The organism is Pseudonocardia sp. P1, from assembly GCF_000178675.2.
Taxonomy (GTDB): Bacteria; Actinomycetota; Actinomycetes; order Mycobacteriales; family Pseudonocardiaceae; genus Pseudonocardia.
The window spans coordinates 1,627,231-1,646,333 of sequence record NZ_ADUJ02000001.1 but is presented as its reverse complement, the minus strand read 5'-3'; the positions used below and the strand labels follow the sequence as shown (position 1 = coordinate 1,646,333).

The window sequence follows — 19,103 nt, the reverse complement described above, 5'->3', positions numbered from 1 at the left end:
CATTAGCGGGCACGGGAAGAAGAACGTCCAAGACGGATTGATGGGTTGTTCGATAGGCAGAAGCTCTCACGGTGGGGTGCGGTGACGCCGGAGTAGGTGGCCCACCCGGACCGCGACGGCTCCCGCCAGCGCGGTGACGAGCAGCGGGATCCACGACGTCACCCCGGTCGGGACGGCCGGGGCGTCCAGCAGCGCCACCGACGCCCCACCGCCGAGTGCCAGTAGCACCGACCATCCGGCGAATCGGCGGACCGCCAGGAGGACCGTCCGATTCCCGTGGGCGGCCGGAAAGACTGCCGGCGCCATCGCGCCGAGTATCACCAGAAGGCTCAACTGGAGAATCAGAACTGCAGTGGGGAGAAGATCGGCGAGGGCAGGTGACGTCATGATGCCCCTGTGTGTCACGTCGGGGATCGGGCGGTTCGTGTGATGCCCGGGAGGTCTGGCGGACGGATTCCGCGCCGGGCCTGCGAACGGAAGAATGTCGACCGAATGGGCGCTCGACGGTGACGTCCCGCTCGTATTCCGTCCTGCCGACGGGACGACGACGATCCGCGTCAGAACCAGCTGTAGCAGCTGAGGAGCTCTCCGTTCTTGTCGGTGTGCCGGTTCGGGTGGCTCTCGGGGCAGTCGACGGGTCTCGCCGTCACGCTTCCGTCCTCGTTGGAGCACACCCACTGGAGAGGCTGGTCCGGTCCGCTCTGCGTCGCACGGAGTTCCAGCTCCGGGGGACATTCCTCGGACGACTGGGACGTCGTCCGTTCCACGGACGGCGTCGAGCCGTCGTTCCCGGGGAGCGTCGCCGGTACGGCGACGAACGATGCGGCGAGTACGATGATCACTGCGCGAAGAATCCGCACGGCGCATCGACAGGAAATCGTCCTGACAGCAGTGGTCATGCCGGGGAACGTACAGATGAACCCGGTTCACCGGAAGCTGTGGTGTCACGAACCGCGCCGATCCTGCACGCAATCGGGAGAAACGCCGGGAATCCCGCATTCTCGTGGTGAGAGCTGGGCAGCCTGCTCATCGTCCGATGTGCACCGGCCCCACGTCCGACGCGGATCTCGAGAGGGAGCTCGACCACTGTGACTGCATCGGTGGTGTGGCCATCCCGAGGTCGATCGGCAGGTCGAGCGCCTCGGCTGATCCCGGTACCCCGTGTCACCGCCGAGTCACCCGTCCGGTGCGTGGGTGTCACCTCCTATCCTCCGCTGGGTGCGGCTCGGCTATCTCACCCACGTCACGGGCGACGACCCCGCGCGGGCGTACCGCGAGACCGTCGACCTGGCCGTCCGCGCCGAGGAGCTCGGGTACGACTCGTTCTGGGTCGCCCAGCATCACGACGGCCACCTCGGCGGCCGGTTGCCGTCGCCGCTGGTCCTGCTCGCCGCCGTCGCGGAGCGCACCCGGCTGATCCGGCTCGGGACGGCCGTCGTCGCGCTGCCGCTGGAGGACCCGCGTCGTCTCGCGGAGGACGCCGCCGTGCTCGACGCGCTGTCCGGCGGCCGGTTGGAGCTCGGCGTGGGCGCCGGGGCCGACGATGCTGCGTCCGTCCGGTTCGGACGTCACTACGACGACCGGCACACCGACACCCTCGCCGCGCTCGACGTGCTGCTCGAACTGCTCCCGCCGCCGCTGGCCGAGCAGCGGGTGTGGTGGGCGACGTCGTCCGAGGTGGACGCCGCGGCCGCCCGTGGGCTGGGCGTGATCTCAGGGCGGCCGCCCGCGGAGGGCACCGTCGTCCCGGACCTCGCCCGGTACTGGACCTACGCCCGTGGCCTGCCCCGGGTCGCGCTGTCCCGGCCGCTCCCCGCGGGCCACTCGACCGGTCGCGTGATCGACGACCTCCTCGCCGATCCCGCACTCCCGTGGGCGGGCGAGACGATCGTGCAGGCCCAGCCGACCACGGCACCGGCCGACGTGCACCGCGAGGTGCTGGAACGGACGGCGCGGTTCGTGCGCCCGTTCCTCGGGGTCGCCGGGCCGGCGCACCCCGCGCCCGTCGCACAGGCCGCGGAGCCCGTCGTCGACGACGTCCCGCTGCTGCGGCCGCGGCCCGTCCTGCGGGCACGGTAGGAGCTCAGCCCGTCGCCGTCGCGGCCTTCATCCGCTCGTTGTCGCGCTGGACGGTCCGGGTCGCCAGGAACAGGCCGACCGCCGTGATCAGCATCGAGATCGGGACGATGACCGACAGCGCCTGGCGCAGCCCGATCGCGGCAGCCTCGGCCTGCCCCGTGCCGGCGGCCATCGCCGTCGCCGCGAACGAGTCGGAGAGCGCCCCCGCGATCACCGGGCCGATGGCGCCGCCCAGCAGGTAGAACGCGGCGAAGAAGACCGCGGTCGCGGTGGAGCGCAGGCGCGGTGGGACGACGTCGGCGACGGCCGGGTACGCCGAGGTGTAGTAGAGGTACTGCAGCAGCCAGCCGACACCGAACAGCAACACGAAGGTCCCGGTCGCCTCGGGCCCGAGGGTGAGCGCGAACCAGGTGAGCGGCACCGAGAGCAGCGTCGCCACGGCGCCGACCAGGACCCGCGCCCCGGACGACCGCCGGGCGGCGCGGTCGGAGATCCATCCGCCGGCGAGCAGCCCGACCAGCCCGGTGATGCCGACGACGACGCCGGTCAGCGCGGCCGCACCGGTCAGCGACGCGCCGAAGTAGCGCTGGAACAGCGGCACGGTGAACGTGTTGACCGAGTACGCGGCGAGGTTGGCGCCGATCCCCGCGATGATCAGCCACCACATCGTCGGGACGGCCAGGATCCTCCGGAACGGACGGTCGACCTTCTCGCGCCCCGTGGCTGCCGGGGTCGCCTCGGACGCGCCACGCCGGGGTTCGCGGACGAGGAAGAAGCCGATCGCGATGAGGATTCCCGGCACCGCGGCGAGGACGAACGGTGCCCGCCACGACCCGAACGCCTCGGTGATCGCGCCGACCGAGAAGTAGGCCAGGATCAGTCCGACCGGCAGGCCGAGCTGGAACAGCCCGATGGCGCGGGCCCGCTTCTCGGCCGGGTAGAGGTCCGCGATCGTCGAGTTGGCGGCGGGGGCGTAGCTCGCCTCGCCGACGCCCACGCCGATCCGTAGCAGGAGCAGCGAGGTGTAGTTCCAGGCGGCGCCGCTCGCCGCCGTCAGCGCGCTCCACGCGACCAGGCCCCAGCCCATGATCTTCGCCCGGGAGCGGTGGTCGGCGAGCCGGCCGAGCGGCAGCCCGCACAGGGCGTAGACGACGGTGAACGCCGCCGCGAGGATGCCGATGTCCAGATCGGACAGTGCGAACTCGACCTTGATCGGCTCGGCCACGATCGCCGGGATGGCGCGGTCGTAGAAGTTGAAGGTGTTGGCCGCGAACAACAGCAGCAGGAAGCGTCCGGCATTGGGGGCCTGCTGTCCCCGGTCGGCGGGCAGGAAGTCCTCACGTCGCTGTCCGGTCGTCATCGACCCCTCCGGTGCCGGTCGGCCGCGTCGTTGCGGTCCGGGCACAGCCTGCCGGATCCGGACCGATCCGTCACCGGTGCCGCGGAGGACGATTCGCCCGCGCTCCTGCGCGTCGTGGAAGCCGGAGCGCGCAGGGGGTCAGCAGTTCGGATCGTCGTTGTCGCGTCCCTGCATGCAGGGCTCGCCGTCGCTGTTCTTCGGGCCGTCGGTACGGCCCTCGAAGTATCCGTACTCCGGGGACCACGCCCGGCCCACGGTCGGTCCGAGGTACGGAGCCGCCCCCGTGCCGTCGTCGAGGCCGGCGGGGGAACACCCCTGCTCGCCGGGAAGGCACTCGGTGTCACCGCGCTCGACCCAGGAGGGCCAGGTCCCGCAGGCGGCGACATAGTCGCCGGGATCGCCCGTCTGCCGGGACTGCCACCAGCCCGGGTCGTCGCACCGGTCGGTCGTGTCGTCGGCGGTCTCGATCTCCGGAACGGGGAGCGGGAACTCCGGGATCACCCGCGGCGGCAGCGGCGGAGCCGGGATGGCCTCGAAGACGGTCGGTACGGCCGTGCTCGCGGTGGTCACGAGGGTCGTCTCGACGGCCGTTCCGGCGGGTACCTGCGATGCTCGGTCCATGGGCAGCGTCCCGGCGACGACCAGTGCAGCGACGAGCGTCGTCGTCACGAGCGTGAGCAGGGCGGTGCGCCGGCCGGACGGTCGCCGACTGTGGTCCATGATCATCGCTCTGGGTCTCCCGGGCTCGGTGCGGGTCGCCCGACACGACCCACCCGCCCTCCCCATCGCGGCGATCGGAGCAGCGTTAGGCCGCCGATCGGAGCCTCATCAGAGTTGAGGATCGAACGAGCTCCGAGGCTTCTTCACGTACGCCCGGTTCGCGTCGGGGGGAACGGTCAGCCGGTCGTGAGCGCCCCGCCCGCCGCCCGCCAGCCGATCAGTCCTCGGGTCATGTTGACCGCGTCGAACCCGTTCTCCCGCAACAGGTTCGCCGCTCCGGCGGAGCGGAGCCCACCGGTGCAGAACGTGATGAGGAGACGGTCGTCCGGGAGCTCGACACAGCGTTCGGGCAGGACCTCGAGGGGCATGTGCACGGCGTCCGGGATGTGCTGCCGCTTCCACTCGAAGGCTCGCCGGACGTCGACGACGAGCGCGCCGTCCGCGACGAGCCGGACCGCGTCGGCCGCATCGACGGCCGGTGCCCGGCGCAGGTGGTGGCGCAGGTTCACGGTGTCCGTGCCTCCCGTCGCACGTTGACCATCGTGAGCGGGCCGCTCAGGACGGGGAGTATCGCGCCGATCCGGGTCCACGGTGTCAGTCCGCGTCCGAGCAGGGCGGTGACGGCCACGGCGAGGTAGAGCGCACCGTGGGCCGGGCCGAGGACGCTCGCGACCGTTGCGTCGTGCACGGTCGCGAGGTTCACCAGCAGCGCGAGCACGCTGACGAGCTCGAGTGCGGACAGCGCGGCCAGGATGCGCAGCAGCCCGGTCACGTGCTGTCCGATCCGGGCCGCACGATCATGAGGACGACGACGACCGCCCACAGCAGGTTGAACACGCCGGAGGTCATGGCGAGCCGCCGTAGCCGGGTGCCGTCGTCGGGGCGGTCGAGCGCCTCGCGCTGGTCCGGCGCGATCCGCAGTGCGAGCAGCCCGCCGGCGAGGGCGGTCAGCACCATCGCGACGACGACCCACACCTCCGTCGTCCGGCCCTGGACGGCGGCCAGCACGAGGCCGACGACCGGGACCCCGATCGCCAGCACGCCGTAGACCCGGGTGATGCGGTGCAGCAGGCGGGCGACGTCGGGGCTCCGCTCCGCGCCGGCCGCTGCGACGGTCACCGGTGCGTACCGGGGGAACAGGCTCGTCGTCACGGCGACCGGGCCGACGAAGAGGATGCCCGCCACGACGTGGACGGACAGCAGGAAGGCTTCCATGAGTTTCAGCCTAGCTGAAAGTACGCCCGGGGACGGCGTGCCCGGGGTTCGCGATGATGGGGTGGTGTGCGGTGGGCACCCGCCCCGTCGCACGCATCGGGAGGAACGGTCATGGTGGTCACCCGCGCCGACGGCGCCGACCTGCACATCGGACTCGTCGTGCACCCGTCGAAGGCGGTGGACGACTCGGTGCGCACCGTCCTGGCGTGGGCGGCGGGGCACGACGCGGACGTCGTCGTCCGGCCGCGGGACGCCGCCCGGCTCGGCACGGACGTCACCGTGCTCGACGAGCCCGGGTTCCTCGACCGCGTCGACGCGGTCGTCAGCCTCGGGGGAGACGGGACGATGCTCGGCGCGATGCGCCTGGTCGCGGCCCGCCCGGTCCCGGTGATCGGGGTCAACCACGGCAACGTCGGCTTCCTCGTCGAGGTCGAGCCGTCGGGGCTGCCCGCGGCGCTCGACCGGCTCGGTGCGGGGGACTACGTCGTCGAGCCGCACAGCTGCATCGACGCCGACCACGACGAGGTGTCCGGGTCGGCGTTCAACGACCTGGTGCTGTGCCGGAACTCGCCCGGGTCGTCGGTCGTCGCCGACCTGGTCGTCGACGGTGCGCACTACGGCTACTACCGGTGCGACGCCCTCGTGCTCAGCACCCCGACCGGCTCGACCGCCTACAACTACGCCGCCGGCGGGCCGGTCGTGTCGCCCGGCGCCGACGTCCTGACGATCACCCCGGTCGCCCCGATGTCGGGCGTGAGCCGGTCGATCGTCCTCCCGGCCGGGGACACCGTCGCCCTGCACCTCGATCCGTCGAGCCGCAGCGCGGAGCTGCAGCTCGACGGCACCCGGTGGGGCGACCTCGGTCCCGACGCGACCCTGACAGCACGCCTGCGCGCCGACGCCGCCCAGGTCGTCCGGCTCGACCCGGACGCCCACGCCCGGCGCAGCCGGATCAAGCTGAGCCTGCTCGACCTGCCGCTGCGCCCGGAGCAGATCGTCGAGCTGCTGCCTGCGGACCTGCAGTCCGATCCCGTCCGGCTGCGGGAGGTGCTCGAACGGGGCCGGGAGCGGCCGCGGAGCTGATCCGGGTCCCTCGCCCGATCGCGTGATCGCAGCCACGCCGGGCTTGAGCCGGCCGCGACGGCACGGTGTCCGCTGTCGTCGACGGGCGCCGCTCCCGGCGCCGCACCGACCCGGAGGGACGGCCCGATGACCCCGCTCACCGACGCGGACTACGCGCGTGCGGAACAGATGCTCGCCCCGCACCGCGCCCGTCGCGTCCGCGGCGCCGCGGTGACCCCGCACTGGCTGTCCGGCGAGGCCCGGTTCCGCTACCAGGTCGGTCCGCGCCACGTCGTCGTCGACCCGGCGGCGGGAACGCGGCGGGACCTCGTCGACCACGACCGGCTCGCCGCGGCGCTGTCGGAGGCGTCCGGGCATGCCGTCGACGGCGCGTCGCTGGTGCTCGGTGACCTCGACGTCGACGGTGACCGGGTGCTGTTCAGCGCGTTCGATGCCCGGTGGTCGTGGTCGGGGGAGACAGGAGACTGCGTGCGTGTCGACGGGGAGGCCGATGGTGGCCGACCGGCGGGGCCGGGGGAGCATTCGTCGCCGGACGGGGCGTGGGTCGCGTTCCTCCGTGACGGCGACGTCCGGGTCCGATCACGGGACGGGAAGGAGGAGTTCGCCCTGACCGACGACGCCGAGCCCGATCACGGCTACGGCGGCGTGCTCGACTTCTTCGGCCACCGGACGTTGATGCGCTCGTTCGGCCTGGACCCCGCACCGGTCCTGGCCTGGTCGCCGGACTCCACCCGGATCCTGGTCCACCGCCTCGACCAGCGGCACGTGGCCGAGCAGGTGCTCGTCGAGTCCGCGCCGCCGGACGGCGGCCGTCCGCGGGAGCACCGCTACCGCACCGCGATCCCGGGGGACGAGGCGCAGCCGACGATGTCGTGGAACGTCCTGGACGTCGCCACCGGCAGCGTGGTGCGTCAGCGGGACGAGCCGTGCGTCGTCACCCACCCGTCGGCGATGCAGGTGTACCGCTGGTGGTCCGGGCCGGCGGGGGAGTGGGTGCACGTGCTGCACCACTCCCGCGACGGGCGCTCGCTGGAGCTGCGCCGGATGGACCCGGCCACCGGTGAGAGCACCACGCTGGTGAGCGAGACCGGCCGTACCCGGCTCGACCCGATGCCGCAGTACACCTTCGGCGAGCCGCCGATGGTGCGCGTGCTCGAGGGCGGCGAGATCCTCTGGTGGTCCCAGCGCGACGGCTGGGGGCACCTGTACCTGTACCCCGCCGACGGCGCGGACCCCGTGCAGCTGACCTCCGGGCCGTGGCTGGTCACGAGGATCCTCGGGGTCGACGAGGAGCGCCGCCGGGTGTTCTTCCTGGCCGGTGGGCTGGTCGGCGACGACCCGTACGTCCGCCAGATCTGCCGTGTGGACCTCGACGGCACCGGCGTCACCCGGCTCACCGACGACGAGCTCGACCACGACGCCCTCTGCCCGCCCGGGGGCGGCTACGTCGTCGACCGGGCGTCGACCCCGGCCGTCCCGCCGCGCTCGCGGGTGCTGGACGCCGACGGGCGGGTGCTCGTCGAGCTCGAGTCCCCGGACGCCGACGAGCTGCGGATGCTGGGCTGGACCCCGCCGGAGCGCTTCTGCGCCACCGCCGCCGACGGGACGACGCCGGTGTACGGACTGCTGTGGCGGCCGCACGGCTTCGACCCCGGCCGTCGCTACCCGGCCGTCGACCACGTCTACCCGGGGCCGCAGGTCAGCCGGACGTCGTCGGGCTTCGACAACGACGCCACGGGGGACCCGGAGGCGCTGGCGGCGCTCGGGTTCGTCGTCGTCGCGATCGACGGGCGCGGCACCCCGGGCCGGAGCAAGGCCTTCCACGACCATTCCTACGGCGCGCTCGGCGACGCCGGTGCGCTCGCCGACCACGTGGCCGCGATCCGCGAGCTCGGGCTGCGACACCCCTGGATCGACACCGGGCGCGTCGGGATCACCGGCCACTCCGGCGGCGGCTTCGCCACCGCCCGCGCGCTGCTGGCCCATCCCGGGTTCTACTCCGTGGGCGTCGCGCTGGCAGGGAACCACGACAACGGCGTCTACCAGCCGTTCTGGGCCGAGCAGTACCACGGCGACCTCGGCGAGGAGGGCCTGCGCGCGATCTCCAACCCGGCGCTCGCGGCGAACCTGCAAGGGAAGCTGCTGCTGATCCACGGGGAGCTCGACGACAACGTGCACCCCACCCAGACGCTGCGGCTGGTCGACGCGCTCGTCGCGGCCGACAAGGACGTCGACATGCTGATCGTCCCCGGCGGGGAGCACTCGCTGCACCAGCGTCGGCACCACGTCGTGCGGCGGACCTGGGACCACCTCGTCCGGCACCTGCACGGGACCGAGCCGCCGCGGTACCGGGTCGCGCCCCTCCCGCTCGGGGGCTGACGGGTGCCTCGGCGCCACTAGGGTCCCGGCGTGACAGGACAGGGCAGTGGCGGGTGGCAGACGTTCGGAGAGCGGACGGTCTACGACGACCGATGGGTCCGGCTGGGCCTGGTCGACGTCCGGGCGCCAAACGGGGAGCGGTGGGAGTACCACGTCGTCCATCTGGCGCGGATCGCCGTGGCGCTGCTGGTCGACGACACCGACCGGGTCCTGATGCTGCGGCGCTACCGGTTCATCCCCGGTCAGTGGGGGTACGAGCTGCTGGGCGGCCTCGTCGAGGACGGTGAGGAGCCCGCGGCGACCGCGGCGCGCGAGGCGGCCGAGGAGTCGGGATGGGCGCCGGTCGGCGAGCCGACGAAGTTGGTCGGCTTCGAGCCGTTGCCGGGCAACGTGACCGCACCGACGGAGGTGTACCTGTGGCGGGAGTTCGACCGGATCGGCGAGCCGACCGATACCGAGGAGGTGGGCACCGTCGAGTGGGTCCCGCTGTCGCGGATGACCGACCTCGCCGCCCGTGGCGAACTGCTCGGAGCCGGGACCCTGGTCGCGGTGCTCTACTACCTGGCATCGCGGCCGTGCGGCGGGCCGGGCTCGAACCGGCAACCTGACGGGTTATGAGGACGCGGGTTGTTCGTTCTCGCTCCCTCGCTGAGCTGCGGAGACGGCGGTCCAAACTGGCCATTGCCGCAGGTCGCGGCAGGATTTCGGCTCGACGGGTGCGCACCGCGTATCACGCCGTCAACCCCCGTCAGCCGCCGTCAGTGGAGGGGATTTGGAGGGGTTACCCGACCTCCCGCACCGGCTCGCCGTCGTCCGGGTCGGGCGGGCCGTCCGGCGGGTCGTACTCGCGCTCCGACGGCCGCCGGGCGCCGGGGTTGAGGTGGCGCAGCCGAGCCGACCGGAACCCACGCCGCCGCCCGCTCTGCGGAGGGGCCGGGAACCCGAGCACCCGGGCGATGGCCTCGCACTCCGGTGAGCCGTCGTCGGGCAACGGCCCCGACTCGGCCCGGCTGACCCCGCCGTCATCGGGCCCGTCCTGGGCCGGAGCTTGACTAGGACGGGTGCGCGAGGCCGACCGGCCCCGTCGGGGCGGAGAGGCGGCAGCGGACCGTTCCGGGCGCGCGTTTTCCCTGGTGCGGTGAAAACGATGCCTGAAAACACTGCCGTCACTTCGCAGAGCTCCTGAAACCGCAAGGCGAGGTCGATGAAAGCCGCAGAGCGCGCGCTCTTGCTGGCACGGGGTGCCCTTCCGTGTTGGCCGGCCACAGCGCTCACGGATCGGCGTCGGCACGCCGCGCAGGTTCGCCCACGGGTCCGCGCTCACGACCACCACCGCCGCTTCTCCACGACTGTGATGCCGGTGTAGCCCGCTTCGCGGAGCATCTTGCGTGTCGCCTCCATGTTCTTTCGGCCGCGCACTTTGATCTTCGAAGAGGTGCGGCGGCAGGCCACGGGTGGTGCGGGCACGTTCTCCCCGTTCAGCGCGAACCCGTCGTACCGGAGGATGTAAGTCGGCTCGCTCATCGCACACCCTCCCCCTGGTGCTCGTTCAGGCAGTCGTCGCAGGCGAGCCCGCGCAGCAGGATCGACGCGAACGGCAGGCAGAACGGCGCAAGCCGGAACAGGTCCGCGTCGTTGCCGCAGACGTCGCACGACCACGCCGTACTCCCATCGCTCTCCATCCGCTGCGCAAGCCGGACCAGAAAGCCATCGGCGCAGGGGTGGCAGTAGCGGACGTTCGGTCGCGACCCGAATAGCACCGTCGCCGTGCCCGAGTGCACATGCGAACAGGTCCGGTCGTCGGTGTTGAGCCGGGCGACGATTTCCTTGAGCCAGTCGTGCACCGCCCTTGGGAGGGGGGTGCGTTCGGCGGGCAGCAGAAGGCGAAAGCCCCTGCGCCCGAGCCGGACCCCGGTTCGCGTCGTGTGCCGGACGGCGGCGGCGAACTGGTCGATGTGCGGGCCGTTCGGGTCTAGCCCGAGTTCTTCGGCGCTCTTCGCGATTTCGTCCATTATGGACTCTCCGATCGTGACTGGTTGTGGCTGTTTGGTGGCGACCCCGGCCCGGACAGCCACGAACCGGGCCGGGGCGCCTAACCGCTGCCGGTCGTGGCGGACAGCGGGGTTCTCAAGCCGCGACTACTTCGCGGCCTTCTTCGGCGGGGCGTAACCGGCGATGCCCTTGACGAGCACCTGCCCGCCGTTCTTGAAGCGGAACTCGGCACCGGTCTTGATGCCGATGTACTTGCCGCCCCGCCCGACCTTCGTGTTCTTCTCGAAGCTGCCGCGCACGTAGGTCGGCCGGAACCGCCCGTTCGGCCAACGCGGGTGCCTCGACGGGTTCCACCTCCGGCGGGCCATCGCTACTTCCCGCCGCGCAGCCGCTTGCGGAAGGCAGCGTCCTCCGCCCGCGCCCGCTTCAAGAACGCCCGGTGCTCCGCGGTCTGCGGCACGCCGTTTCGTGTGCGGCGCTTCGTCTTCCGCTTCCCGCCGCTCACAGGAACACCCCGGCGAACGCCTCCGGCGGCGTGTAGTCGGTGTTGGTGGTGATCTGCATGGCGACGGCGGCGCCCCGGTGCCGGACTCCGACGCCGAACGCACGGGCGTAGTAGGCGTCGACCAGCGGGTAGCCCTGCTGGTTACCCGGGATGAGCTTCAGCCCGTGCCATGCCGGGTCCGTGTGCTGCCGGAGGCCGACGGGGTTGAGCAGACCGCCTGCGCCGTCGCTCGCGCTCATGAGCAGGTAGCCGGGCGGCATGAACTCCGTCGGGCAGATCCACACCCGCCCATACGAACCCGCGATCTCCAGCCCGTTCTCGTCCACCGCAGGCGGCCGCTCACCCACCAGCGACTCCGTCGTCAGGTACGCCGGAGCACCGCCGGAGGCGATGAAGTCGAAGGCGGAGCCGTCCTCGTCGCCGACCCGAGCCGCTGCGAGCGGCGCGAGGTCGTCCGGGTGCACGAACAGCAACAGCCGCCGACCCGGTCCGACCGCATAGCCGTGCTCGGTGATGTGCTTGGCCATGTCGTCCAGGTCCGCACCGGAGGCGACCGGCGCCTGGGTTGTGAGGTAGTGCGAGTGCGGGCCGTCGAACGTGCGGAACTGGTACCGCGGCGGCACCATCACGTCGCCGTTGTAGAGCCCGTAGCAGGGCACCCCGTCTTCGTTCTCGGTCTGCACCGGGTTGAGCAGACGAGCGAGCACCGACGACGAGACGTTCTTGAAGTCGGCGGTGAGGATGGAGCGGTGGGTCTGCTCGACCTGCGCCGCGTGCGCATCGCGCAGGTAGCGCCACGTGTAGCGCGCGCCCCGGTCGTAGTCGCGGAAGGTGAAACCGACCTTGAGGTGGAGGAACTCCGGCCGCGCGCCGGTCGGCTCCCCGTACTCGCTCGCCAGCGCGAACCCCGGGTCGTCGGTCGACTGCGCGATGTTGTCGGCGGAGAGCGTGGTGGGGAAGCTGAGGAGGTTCGCGATGGCGTTGCGCTCTTCGTTGACGAGGTCGATCGTCAGGTTGAACTCGCGCCACAGCTCTTCGAGTGGCCGGCCATCCTTCGTCTGGCGAACGACGTCTCCGGCGGTGTGGTAACCGTCCGAACCGATGATGGGGTAGATCGGGTGGCCGGTGTTCGTGTAGCCGAGCAGGGTCTTCATCTTCGTCCTCACTTCGCGGCAGCCGTCGCACGGCTGCGCCGGTTGGCCCGCTTCGCGCGGGAGGGGGAGGGGGTGTTGCGCATCGAATCGAGCCACGCGTCCAGGTCGCTCTTCTCGAAGAACCACGGTCCGAACTCGCTCGACTTGTAGCCGCGCAGGCGCGGCGGATCGCACTTCGCCGCGTAGGCGATCTGATGAGTGGACATTCCGGTGTACTCGGATGCCTCGCGAATACTCAGCTTCACGGCGCCCTCCGCTTCTCGTTATCGGTCACCTTTCCGAAGATAGCTGAGCGTTCAACGATCGCGGCGGCAGTGCGAGATTTCAACGCATGTTGAGCGTTGCCGCGAATAGCGGCACTAGCAGGAGACGGGCCGCCTACCTGCGGGAACTCTGCCGCGAATTGAGGCCGCGCGTGACGAATGCTCACCGCTAGTGACCGGACTAGACGAACCGGCACGGGGTCAGGTAGCTTTCTTCTCGTCGCCGAGAGCGGCGCTAATGGAATGCATGGCCGGAAGGCGGCCGGAAGCACAGGAGTGCAACCGGTCGCCATTTTTGTGTCCGCGCCCCTCCTGTGCTTCCGGCCCGGAACAGGAGGAAGAAATGGCACGCACTACCGCACGGCGAACCATGCTCACGATCGAGCAGGCCGAGGACTACACCGGCTACCCCCGCTCAGTGCTCCACCTCGCGGTTGGTCGCGGCGCCTTGTCCGCGGAGAAGCCCGGCGGCAGTCTGCGCGCCAGGCTCTACTTCGACACCGAAGAGCTGGACCGGTGGATCGAGTCTGCGCAGGAGCAGGCGTGAGCCGCGCGGGCACCGTCGTACGGGCGTGGCGCTACCCGTACGCCAACCCGGCGAAGTACCGGGGCGGGCCACCGCGGTTCTACGTCGTGCGCGGCGAGGTTGTTGGTGACCCCGCCCGGCCGGACGGGCGCACGTTCTGGTGGGAGCGGCCGGACCCCTCCCAGCCTTACAACCTCCGCGCCAACATCCACTTCGAGCCGTCGCAGGACCGCCGGGTCCACCTCGACGACTGCCTGTACACACCCCTCCCTCTCATGCTCGACAGGCACCCGGAGGTCGTCGTGTGGACGGAGGGCGAGACCGACGCCGACGCGGCGCTGAAGGCGTACCGCGTACCAACCACGACCCACTCCCGGGGTGCGCAGGCGGCGACCGCCGAGCAGGCAGCGCACTTCCGGAAGTACCGCGGCACGGTGCTCGTCGTCGCCGACCGCGACCCGGCCGGGTACGCCGGTGCGCTCTTCCGGCGGCGCCTGCTCTTGCGCGAGGCGGGGCTAGCGGTGCGGCAGGTGCGCGTCGTCCGCCCGGCCGACGGGGTGCTGGCCGGCGGTGGCGGCTGCGCGAAGGGGGTGGTGTGCGAGTGCGCGACCCCGTGCCCGCCGCCGTCGCAGCAGGCGAAGGGCGCCGACCTGAAAGACCACGTCGCCGCCGGGCGCACGCTGCGCGAGTTGCAGCGGGTGCCGCTGGCGGAGCTACAGGAAGCCGCTGCGCAGGTCGCCGAGCAGACCGCGCAGGGCTGGACCTACACGCGCGACGCGTCATGAACGAGTGGCAGGAGCGGATGGACCGGCTGTACGCGAAGACGTACCGGTGCCGGTGTGGTCACCGCTCGACGGTCCGGCTCGTGCACTGAACTCTTTCCACTTGGCGTCAGCCAGCGAGGATGAGGGTTTGGATCGCGTTGACCAGCGCGGTGGTGCGCTGCGGGCAGCACCTGATCTTCCGCAGGACTTTCCAGCTCTTGAACATCGCGTTGGCGCGTTCCCCAGGCCCGCGTTGCGCCGCGTGGGCGGCGTTGACCTCCCGCTGCGCCGGGGAGAGCCGCCGGCGCTCACCGGTGTCCCGATCGGCCGGTCGCCGGCGCTGCGGGAGATCGAACGTCGGGCTGGCGCCGCGGTATCCGCTATCGGCGACCACCTGCACCCGGGCAGCGGCGAGGGCGTCGATGATCCCGTGCTCGCGGGCGGCACCCATGTCGTGCCGCGCACCGGGCAGCGCCGGTGAGGCCCAGACCAGCCGCCCGGCCGGGTCGCTGATGACCTGGACGTTCATGCCGTGGCACTTCCATTTCCCCGAGTAGTACGGGCGGTCACGTCCCGAAGCCATGGCGACCCGGTCGATCCGCAGCAGGGTCCCGTCGAGGATCACGAACGCCTTCCGTAGCGCCACCGCGACCGCTTCGGCCAGGGTCGGGGCTTGGGCGGCGAGGACGTCGATCGCCTCGCGGATGTAGCGGAACGCTGTGGTGGTGCCGATTCCGAACCCGGCGGCGAGGTCGGGGTAGGTCTCGCCCTTGCGCAGGTGCGCGAGGGCGAGCAGGGCGTGGCGGCTGACCGGGAGTCGCCGCCAGCGGGTACCGCGCTGGTTGCGGCTGCGCTGCAGGGCGTTGGTCAGGGTGATCAGCGCGCGGCTGGACACCGACAGCGCGGACGGGTAGGAAAGCACCGGAGCTCCTGGTGGACAACGAGTTGATCTAGGCAATCACTCGTCTACCAGGGGCTCTTCTACTTTCCGGGCCCGCCACGCCGGGCACGACCAGCCGCATGATCACCAGGTTGGAAAGGGTTCACTGCCCTGTCTGCGGAGAACACCGGGTCTACCGCCACACCGCAGACCCGAATGTGGCGGTGCCGTGCACGCAGTGCGGCGCAGACCGGAACAACGGGCCGATCAGCGAATACGCCCCCTTGCCCGAGTGCACCATTCTTCGGGATGGCACTGAATAGCTATCGGCATCTGAAATGCCGGTAGGCTAGATAGCTCCGGTACGGCGACTGGAAGCGTCGTGGCCGGCCAACTCTATAACGCCTAACCGAATAGCTAGAAATGGAGAGCCCCGGCCGCCTATGGAGGGTAGCGGCCGGGGCCTCTGGAAGAGCGCGGGCTCCGCTTCCGAGAGAGACCCGCCAGACACCGAAAGGGAGAGATGTCTACCAACGAGCATAGCCGACGCGGGGCGCCCTCCGCCCCCGAGAAGCCCCGTCGAGCGCGCACCCGCAGAACCGCCGGAACGGCCGCGCAGAACGGCAGCGGGAAGGCCGCTCAGGCTGACGGAGACGGCCGAACGACCCGCCGACGCAGTCCGACGCCGATCAACCGGCCGATCGTCAACCTGAGCGAACTCGAAGACCACGATGTCGTTCGTACGATCCTCGCTCATCTCCGTTCGGACGCACCGGAGAGGCAAGCCGTCTTCGCTCGCGACGAGACGTTGGTAGCGATCGAGGGCACCCCGCCAAAGGTGCACATCCTGACCACGTCCTCGCTCCGTACGCGCGTGTCACAAGCCATGCAGTTCGTGCGCTGGAAGAAGGTTGAAGGCGACTGGGAGCTAGCCACCGTCTCCATTTCAGAAACGCTGCTCAAGTCGGTACTCGCGGAGCCTGCGCACGGGCTTCCTCAGCTCGACCGAATCGTGAACGCCCCGTTCTTCACTGCCGACGGTGACCTCGTCACGTCGGCCGGTTACCACGCAGAATGCCGGACCTACTTCATGCCCGATGGCCTCGAAGTCGCGTCCGTTCATGGTTGGCCATCGGAGGCCGAAGTCGACGAAGCGCGCGACTTGATCGTGGAGGAACTGCTTGGCGACTTCCCGTTCGCGTCTGACGCCGATCGCACTAACGCAGTCGCGCTGATGTTGCTGCCGTTCGTTCGGGAGATGGTCCGCGGAGCCACCCCGCTCCACAACATCGAAGCAACGGTTCAAGGCGCAGGTAAGGGGAAGCTGGCGCGAGTACTCGTGCATCCGTTCTTGGGGCACGACCCGGCCGAGTGGACGTTGTCGAAGTCGGAGAACGAAAACGAGAAACGACTGACGACCATTCTGCTCGGCTCGCCAGGTGTGGTGTTCTTCGACAACGTCGGCGAGGGCGTGCGGGTAGGCGGGGACTCGCTCGCGAAAGCGACTGCAGAACCAACCTACGCCGCCCGCTTGCTTCAGTCGAACAAATCGTTCATCGCCCGTGTTCGCTGCGCGTGGCTGATGACTGGCAACAACCCGTCGTTCTCGAAAGACATGGCCCGTCGCACGGTCCGCATTCGCCTTGCCCCGGATACCGAGCACCCGGAGAGGCGCACGGACTTTCGACACCCGGACTTGGAGGACTGGGCGGCTGAGAACCGTGGCCGGCTGGCGTGGGCAGCGCTAACTCTTGTGCAATCGTGGCTCGCAGAGGGCGGAATAGGTGGAGGGCAGACCTTCGGTTCGTATGAAGGGTGGGCGTCGGTGCTCGGCGGAATCCTCGACTCGACTGAGGTCTATGGCTTTCTCGACAACCGCGACGAGTTCATGGAAGAGGCCGTTGAGGAGGAAGACGACTGGGCTGAGGCGATCGAGTTGTGGGCGGACTTCTACGGGACTAAGCCAGTCAAACCCTCAGAGCTCCACACCCTCCTCCGCCTTACCCATGAGCTGGATCTTGGCCTGGACTCGATGGACGTCCGTGCTCTGGGGGCCGCGTTGCGATCGAGGAGGGGGAGGGTGCTCGGCGGCTACCGGATCGAGCGTGCGGAATCGGTGCTGAGCGGTGCCGAGTCGAGGAGCCGTGCGACGCGCAATGCGTGGTGCTTGGTGCCCGAGAAGCCTGCTGCGAGGCGCCGGAAGGGTCGGGCGGGCGGGTGAACTCAGCACGACTCAGCACGACTCAGCACGCTCCGCAAGCCGTCTACCTGCGCTAATACTAACCGTGCTGAGCGGTGCTGAGTTTTAAGAGGGTCTACGCACGGAGAAGAAATAGGAGGATTAACGGTATGCGCTCTACGGAGCAGGAGTAACTCAGAACTCAGCACGACTCAGCACCGACGATCTTGAACCGTCGGACCAAGATCGAAAGGAATGGCAAGATGAGCGAGCAGCTTTCGGCATCTACATCTATCGGCAAGCCAAAAAGAGTCAAGACCAAGGAGGAGTTCCCGTATGGAGGGCGAGGGGGGATCAACCCGAACCACGCGCACCTGACCGAGGAGCAGCGATGCCAAGCCCACAAGAAGAACGGGGACCAGTGCAAGCTCCCGCCGATCCGGGGCGCGAGGGTCTGCCGCCAGCATGGCGGGGCGTCGAAGCACGTACGCCGCGCAGCCAAGGCCCGGCTGGAGAACGCGGCCGACCGGCTCGCGAAGCAGCTACTCGGCATGGCGACCGACGAGAACCTGAAGCCGGAGACCCGGCTCGCGGCGTTGCGCGACGCGCTCGACCGGGCGGGGTTGAACCCGCGGCAAGCGATGGACGTGACGCATGAGCTGAAGCGCTACGAAGAGGTCTTCGACGGCATCGCCCGCACTCGCTCGACGGTGCGCCGCAGGTCGTGGACGGCGAGCTGGCCGACGACTTCGCGGAGTTCGGCGATGGGCGTGAAGCCTGATGGCCGGCCACCTCGACGCAGCCGCCTACGCGCAGCTCGCCGACGCACCCCCTCCCTCCACTGAGCACCGGTGCACGTCGTGCCGCCGTCGGTGCCGAGCGTGCGCGGAGGGGGAGGTGTGTGGCGGTGCGGAGTGGTGCTCGTGGTGCGCGAACGCGTACGCGCTGAACCGCCCGGCCGCCGATGGGCTCGTGTACTGCGGCGGGCCCGACCCCGACGCCCCGGCTGCCGAGTACGGGTGCGGGCGGTACCTGCCCGACCTCGCGACGCTCGTCGCCCGGGGGCTCGCGCAGTACCCGCTCTACTGCGGCGAGTGCCGCGACGCCGAAACGGGGGCTGAGCTGCCCGGAGACGGCCGCGCGTCAACTTCCGGGGTAACGGGGCGGGCAGCCGAGGAACGCCCGTCTGCGGCCCGCCCCGTTACCCCGGAACCTGAGCCCGGCCCTACACCGAAGCCAAAGGCGGAACCCTTTGCGGCGCAAGCGGAACCGCGCCGCGACGCCGAAGCGCACCACCTGCGCGGCGGCTTCCGGCCCCGGCCGGCCACCGGCCGAAAGCTCAGTGCCGCAACGGTTCCCGAGCCGACCTACGAGAGCGAGATGGGCACCGGCCCGACCGCACACCCCCTCCACGGGGCACGCGAGTTGTTCGGCGACGGGTGGGGCCGGTAGCGCGATGGTTGATGTGTCAACTAACTTTGCGTGCGAATGGCCCAAAACGGGCGTCAAGGGCACTTCGAGCGCAGGAGGGACGCGATGGCAGGAGGGGGTGGTCTGCGGTTGATCGGCTACGTGCGGGTGTCGACGGCGGCGCAGGCCGACGAGAAGCGGCACGGGCTCGCGGCGCAGTGGCGAGCACTGGACCGGTGGTGCAAGGCGAACGGGCACGCGCTCGTCACGGTGGTGCCGGAGGTGGCCAGCACCCGACGGCCGGACCGGATGTATGGCCGGCTGGCGGTGGAGCAGGCGCTACGTGCTGGCTTGGCCGACGCGATGGCGGTGCGCGACCTCGACCGCGCCAGCCGCTCGACGCTCGACGGCGCAGGGCTCGTGGCCCGGGCGCAGCGGCACGGGTGGCGAATCGTGGGGACGGACGGGCTCGACTCCGCCGACCCGGAGCAGGAGTTCTTCGTGAACGTGCGGCTCGCGATGGCGTAGGAGGAACGCCGCAAGATCTCCCGGCGCACCCGCGAAGGGCTCGACGCGGCCCGCGCAGCCGGGACC

General features: G+C 70.6%; 23 protein-coding genes. 9 read left to right on the top strand and 14 right to left on the bottom strand.

What is annotated here, in order from left to right:
- Positions 1-66 precede the first annotated feature (66 nt).
- Together PP1_RS07175 and PP1_RS07170 are read right to left on the bottom strand one after the other, a co-directional pair.
- Complete coding sequence (locus PP1_RS07175) at positions 67-228, bottom strand: hypothetical protein (RefSeq protein ID WP_010239461.1); 162 nt, start codon at positions 226-228, stop codon at positions 67-69.
- Between the two features lie 329 nt (positions 229-557).
- Entirely contained in the window at positions 558-899 is a 342-nt protein-coding gene (locus PP1_RS07170; protein ID WP_139323828.1) for a hypothetical protein, read from the bottom strand.
- 319 nt (positions 900-1,218) lie between these two features.
- Between PP1_RS07170 and PP1_RS07165 the strand changes: the two genes are divergently transcribed.
- Positions 1,219-2,079 carry an LLM class flavin-dependent oxidoreductase gene (locus tag PP1_RS07165; protein ID WP_010239465.1) on the top strand — a complete coding sequence of 287 codons (861 nt, stop codon included), beginning with the start codon at positions 1,219-1,221 and terminating at the stop codon, positions 2,077-2,079.
- Positions 2,080-2,083: 4 nt separating this feature from the next.
- Here PP1_RS07165 and PP1_RS07160 read toward each other — a convergent pair whose 3' ends face one another.
- The 5 genes from PP1_RS07160 to PP1_RS07140 all read right to left on the bottom strand — a co-directional run bounded on the left by PP1_RS07160 (position 2,084) and on the right by PP1_RS07140 (position 5,374).
- Positions 2,084-3,439, bottom strand: coding sequence for a spinster family MFS transporter (locus PP1_RS07160; RefSeq protein WP_010239467.1), 1,356 nt, complete (start codon positions 3,437-3,439; stop codon positions 2,084-2,086).
- Positions 3,440-3,577: 138 nt separating this feature from the next.
- Positions 3,578-4,159: a hypothetical protein gene (locus PP1_RS07155; RefSeq protein WP_139323829.1), complete on the bottom strand. Its 582-nt coding sequence runs from the start codon at positions 4,157-4,159 to the stop codon at positions 3,578-3,580.
- Positions 4,160-4,335: 176 nt separating this feature from the next.
- Positions 4,336-4,668: a rhodanese-like domain-containing protein gene (locus PP1_RS07150; RefSeq protein WP_010239471.1), complete on the bottom strand. Its 333-nt coding sequence runs from the start codon at positions 4,666-4,668 to the stop codon at positions 4,336-4,338.
- Positions 4,665-4,931 (bottom strand): hypothetical protein, encoded by a 267-nt coding sequence (locus PP1_RS07145; RefSeq protein WP_010239475.1) that lies wholly within the window; start codon positions 4,929-4,931, stop codon positions 4,665-4,667. The genes PP1_RS07150 and PP1_RS07145 overlap by 4 nt, the downstream gene beginning before the upstream one ends.
- Entirely contained in the window at positions 4,928-5,374 is a 447-nt protein-coding gene (locus PP1_RS07140; protein ID WP_010239479.1) for a hypothetical protein, read from the bottom strand. Before PP1_RS07140 ends, PP1_RS07145 begins: the two co-directional genes overlap by 4 nt.
- A 111-nt stretch (positions 5,375-5,485) precedes the next feature.
- Between PP1_RS07140 and PP1_RS07135 the strand changes: the two genes are divergently transcribed.
- The 3 genes from PP1_RS07135 (at position 5,486) to PP1_RS07125 (ending at position 9,454) form a co-directional block, all read left to right on the top strand.
- The gene (locus PP1_RS07135; RefSeq protein WP_010239481.1) at positions 5,486-6,457 is read left to right on the top strand and encodes an NAD(+)/NADH kinase; all 972 of its coding nucleotides are present in this window, start codon (positions 5,486-5,488) and stop codon (positions 6,455-6,457) included.
- 126 nt (positions 6,458-6,583) lie between these two features.
- Positions 6,584-8,836, top strand: a complete 2,253-nt coding sequence (locus tag PP1_RS07130) for a S9 family peptidase (RefSeq protein WP_010239484.1) — start codon at positions 6,584-6,586, stop codon at positions 8,834-8,836.
- 30 nt (positions 8,837-8,866) lie between these two features.
- Positions 8,867-9,454, top strand: coding sequence for an NUDIX domain-containing protein (locus tag PP1_RS07125; protein ID WP_010239487.1), 588 nt, complete (start codon positions 8,867-8,869; stop codon positions 9,452-9,454).
- Between the two features lie 163 nt (positions 9,455-9,617).
- Here the strand turns inward: PP1_RS07125 and PP1_RS07120 are convergent, their stop codons facing one another.
- The 6 genes from PP1_RS07120 to PP1_RS07095 all read right to left on the bottom strand — a co-directional run bounded on the left by PP1_RS07120 (position 9,618) and on the right by PP1_RS07095 (position 12,732).
- The gene (locus PP1_RS07120; protein ID WP_010239490.1) at positions 9,618-9,827 is read right to left on the bottom strand and encodes a hypothetical protein; all 210 of its coding nucleotides are present in this window, start codon (positions 9,825-9,827) and stop codon (positions 9,618-9,620) included.
- 329 nt (positions 9,828-10,156) lie between these two features.
- Positions 10,157-10,360 carry a hypothetical protein gene (locus PP1_RS07115; protein ID WP_010239493.1) on the bottom strand — a complete coding sequence of 68 codons (204 nt, stop codon included), beginning with the start codon at positions 10,358-10,360 and terminating at the stop codon, positions 10,157-10,159.
- Positions 10,357-10,848 (bottom strand): hypothetical protein, encoded by a 492-nt coding sequence (locus PP1_RS07110; protein WP_010239497.1) that lies wholly within the window; start codon positions 10,846-10,848, stop codon positions 10,357-10,359. The genes PP1_RS07115 and PP1_RS07110 overlap by 4 nt, the downstream gene beginning before the upstream one ends.
- Positions 10,849-10,974: 126 nt before the next feature.
- Complete coding sequence (locus PP1_RS07105) at positions 10,975-11,196, bottom strand: hypothetical protein (RefSeq protein WP_010239499.1); 222 nt, start codon at positions 11,194-11,196, stop codon at positions 10,975-10,977.
- A gap of 133 nt (positions 11,197-11,329) precedes the next feature.
- Complete coding sequence (locus PP1_RS07100) at positions 11,330-12,583, bottom strand: hypothetical protein (RefSeq protein WP_170918879.1); 1,254 nt, start codon at positions 12,581-12,583, stop codon at positions 11,330-11,332.
- Positions 12,496-12,732, bottom strand: coding sequence for a helix-turn-helix domain-containing protein (locus PP1_RS07095; protein ID WP_139323830.1), 237 nt, complete (start codon positions 12,730-12,732; stop codon positions 12,496-12,498). The genes PP1_RS07100 and PP1_RS07095 overlap by 88 nt, the downstream gene beginning before the upstream one ends.
- A 388-nt stretch (positions 12,733-13,120) precedes the next feature.
- Here PP1_RS07095 and PP1_RS07090 point away from each other — a divergent pair, with 388 nt between their 5' ends.
- Both PP1_RS07090 and PP1_RS07085 read left to right on the top strand, forming a co-directional pair.
- Entirely contained in the window at positions 13,121-13,297 is a 177-nt protein-coding gene (locus PP1_RS07090; protein WP_010239511.1) for a helix-turn-helix domain-containing protein, read from the top strand.
- Positions 13,294-14,061 carry a hypothetical protein gene (locus PP1_RS07085; RefSeq protein WP_010239513.1) on the top strand — a complete coding sequence of 256 codons (768 nt, stop codon included), beginning with the start codon at positions 13,294-13,296 and terminating at the stop codon, positions 14,059-14,061. The genes PP1_RS07090 and PP1_RS07085 overlap by 4 nt, the downstream gene beginning before the upstream one ends.
- A 106-nt stretch (positions 14,062-14,167) precedes the next feature.
- Here PP1_RS07085 and PP1_RS07080 read toward each other — a convergent pair whose 3' ends face one another.
- Entirely contained in the window at positions 14,168-14,962 is a 795-nt protein-coding gene (locus PP1_RS07080; RefSeq protein WP_010227053.1) for an IS5/IS1182 family transposase, read from the bottom strand.
- Positions 14,963-15,443: 481 nt separating this feature from the next.
- On the opposite strand from PP1_RS07080, the gene PP1_RS07075 reads away from it, so the two are divergent.
- From PP1_RS07075 to PP1_RS07065, 3 genes are all read left to right on the top strand, one after another.
- On the top strand, positions 15,444-17,141 hold the full coding sequence (locus PP1_RS07075; RefSeq protein WP_139323831.1) for a hypothetical protein: 1,698 nt from the start codon (positions 15,444-15,446) through the stop codon (positions 17,139-17,141).
- A 221-nt stretch (positions 17,142-17,362) separates the two neighbouring features.
- Entirely contained in the window at positions 17,363-17,944 is a 582-nt protein-coding gene (locus tag PP1_RS07070) for an HGGxSTG domain-containing protein (RefSeq protein ID WP_010224746.1), read from the top strand.
- A gap of 691 nt (positions 17,945-18,635) precedes the next feature.
- Positions 18,636-19,037 (top strand): recombinase family protein, encoded by a 402-nt coding sequence (locus PP1_RS07065; protein ID WP_202796301.1) that lies wholly within the window; start codon positions 18,636-18,638, stop codon positions 19,035-19,037.
- Positions 19,038-19,103: the final 66 nt, after the last annotated feature.